The 2,740-nt window shown below is 70.5% G+C and carries 3 protein-coding genes and 1 pseudogene; all 4 read left to right on the forward strand.

Annotated features, from left to right (window positions below):
- Positions 1 to 605: pseudogene (fbiC, locus tag VGL85_RS19465) on the forward strand (7,8-didemethyl-8-hydroxy-5-deazariboflavin synthase); the annotation flags it as partial.
- Positions 602 to 1,324 (forward strand): hypothetical protein, encoded by a 723-nt coding sequence (locus VGL85_RS19470; protein WP_331590672.1) that lies wholly within the window; start codon positions 602 to 604, stop codon positions 1,322 to 1,324. The pseudogene fbiC and the gene VGL85_RS19470, both read left to right, overlap by 4 nt.
- A 49-nt stretch (positions 1,325 to 1,373) precedes the next feature.
- Complete coding sequence (locus tag VGL85_RS19475) at positions 1,374 to 2,258, forward strand: LysR family transcriptional regulator (RefSeq protein WP_331590674.1); 885 nt, start codon at positions 1,374 to 1,376, stop codon at positions 2,256 to 2,258.
- 50 nt (positions 2,259 to 2,308) lie between these two features.
- A partial coding sequence (locus tag VGL85_RS19480) for an SDR family NAD(P)-dependent oxidoreductase (RefSeq protein ID WP_331590675.1) occupies positions 2,309 to 2,740 on the forward strand: 432 nt, incomplete at its 3' end.

Raw genomic sequence — 2,740 nt, forward strand, 5'->3', positions numbered from 1 at the left:
CCGAGATCCTCGACGACGAGGTCCGCGCCATCCTCTGCCCCGACAAGCTGGACACCCAGCGCTGGCTGGACATCATCGCCACGGCGCACAGCGTCGGCCTGCCCACCACCTCGACCATCATGTTCGGCCACGCGGATCGGCCGGTGCATTGGGCCCGGCACCTGCTGGCCCTGCGCCGGCTGCAGGCGCGGACCGGCGGGATCACCGAGTTCGTCCCCCTGCCCTTCGTGCACATGCAGTCGCCGATCTATCTGCGCGGTCAGGCCCGCCAGGGTCCGACCTGGCGCGAGAGCGTGCTCATGCATTCCATCGGCCGGATCGCGCTCCACGGCGAGATCGGCAATGTCCAGGCCTCCTGGGTGAAGCTGGGCCTGGACGGGGCCGCCGCTCTGCTGGATGCGGGCGTCAACGACCTGGGCGGCGTTCTGATGAACGAGTCCATCAGCCGCGCCGCCGGCGCCGCGCACGGTCAGGGCCTGGATCGCCGGGATATCGAAGCGGTTCTGGCGCGTATGGGCCGGCCCGCCCGCCAGCGCACGACGCTCTACGGAACCCCTGCCCCGCGGCCTGGCGCGACCGCCGATCTGGCGCTCGCGACCTCGTGAGCGATAGTCCCACCTTTCGCCGCGCCATCGTGGTCCGCGGCGCCGGCGGACGGGTCGAGGCCGACCTGGAGGACGACTTCCACAGCTTCGGCGTGACCTTGCATCATGACCGCCAGGTGGTTCGACGCATCGAGGCGCGCGCGACCCGCTATCCCTGGGCGACCTGCCTGGAGGCGCCGGGCGCCCTCGCGGCGCTGGAGGGCGCGGCCCTCCGCGCCAACCCCACGACCCTGTTCCAGCACGCCGACCCGCGCGCGCACTGCACCCACCTGTTCGAACTCGCCGCCCTCGCCATGGCCCAGGCCGCGCGGGGCGATGGGGAACGGCTGTTCGAAGCCGAAGTGACCGACCCTGAAGGCGAGACCCGCACGGCCCGGCTGTTTCGGGACGGTGAACTGGCCATGGCCTGGCGGCTCGCCAGCGACGTCATCGGCGCGCCATCGCCCTATGCGGGCGAGCCGCTGGCCAGTTTCAGCAGCAAACGGCTCACCGGCCTGGAGCCGGACGAGGCGGAAAAGCTGCTGATCCTCCGCCGCGTGGTCCAGACCGCCAGGGGCCGCCAAATGGACGTCGACGCCTTCGCGACCGCCGCGGCCATGGGACGGACGGCGCAGTGCTATTCGCTTCAGCCGCCGAACGCGCCCCGCGCGGCCCGGGTGACCGGCTCCGTGCGGGATTGGCCGAACCGCCCGGCGCTGCGCCGCTCGATCCGATCCTGACCTTCGCTGGGCCATCGACCGCGCGCGCCTGAAGGCCTAGGACCAGATCATGTTCGATTGGGATGATTTGCGGGTGTTCATCGCCACCGCGCGGGCGGGGAGCAGCGCCAAGGCGGCGCGCGCCCTGGGCATCGACGCCAGCACGGTGAACCGGCGCATCGCCGGCCTGGAAAGCGCGCTGAAGGCCATGCTCTTCGTCCGCACCCCGGCCGGCCTGCAACTGACCGCGACCGGTGCGCGGCTGTTGGACGCCGGCGCGGACGCCGAAACCGCCATGGCCGCCGCCGAGCGGATCGGCCAGCCCGACATCATCGCCGGCACCATCCGCATCAGCGCCTCGGAAGGCTTTGGCGGGGCGATCCTGGCGCCGGCCCTGCCGGAGCTGCGCCGGCGTCACCCGGGCCTCGACATCGAACTCATCGCCACGGCCGGTTTCATGTCGCCCCTGAAGCGCGAGGTGGACATGGCGATCACCCTGAGCGCGCCGGAAAGCGCCCGCCTGCATGTCGAGCCGCTCACCGACTACGAACTCGGGCTGTTCGGCGCGCCCGGCTATCTGACCGCCCACGCTGCGCCGAAGGACAGGGAGCAGCTCCACGACCACACCCTGGTCGGCTATGTCGAAGACCAGATCTACGCGCCCGAACTGCGCTATCTGGAGGAGATCAGCGCCGCCCTGCGCGCCCAGCTGACCAGCTCCTCGATCCACGCCCAGCGCGAGATCATCCTGGCGGGCGGCGGCATCGGCGTCCTGCCGCTGTTTCTGGGCGACGGATTGGTTCGCCTCCTGGAAGACGACGTCCGCCTGCTGCGCCGGTTCTGGGTGTCCACGCACCGCGAAGTCGCCGGCACGGCGCGAGTGCGGGCCGTGCGACGATGGCTGCAGGAGCTGGTCCAGACAACCCGGCCGCGCCTTGCATCTTCGCCAAGCTAACCGGGCGCGCTAGGGTCGGACCCGTCACGCAAATCTATGGAAAGAACACCATGAAACTCGACAGCTCGGTCTCGGCCGTGGTCACCGGCGGCGCTTCGGGCCTTGGGGCCGCAACGGTCAAGGCGCTTCGCGACCTTGGCGTGAAGGTCGCCATCTTCGACATGAACGCGGAGAACGGGGCCAGGATGGCCACGGAGACCGGCGCACTCTTCTGCGAGGTCAATGTGATGAGCGAGGAGTCGGTGGACGCCGGCTTCGCCAAGGCCCGCGCGGCTCACGGCCAGGAACGCATCCTGGTCAACTGCGCCGGCGGCGGCCGGGGCGGCAAGACCGTCGGCTACGACAAGCAGGCCGGCGCCTACAAGGCCTTCGCGGTCAGCGACTTCGAATGGGTGATCGGGCTCAATCTGATCGGCACCTTCCGCTGCATCACCAAGAGCGCGCTGGGCATGACCAGCCTGGAGCCCAACGAGGACGGCGAG

Origin of the sequence: Phenylobacterium sp., assembly GCF_036501465.1 — a bacterium.
Classification (GTDB): Bacteria; Pseudomonadota; Alphaproteobacteria; order Caulobacterales; family Caulobacteraceae; genus Phenylobacterium.

Coding starts and splice junctions, on each gene's coding strand:
- VGL85_RS19475 (WP_331590674.1), top strand. CDS start 1,374: ATGTTCGATTGGGATGATTTGCGGGTGTTCATCGCCACCGCGCGGGCG.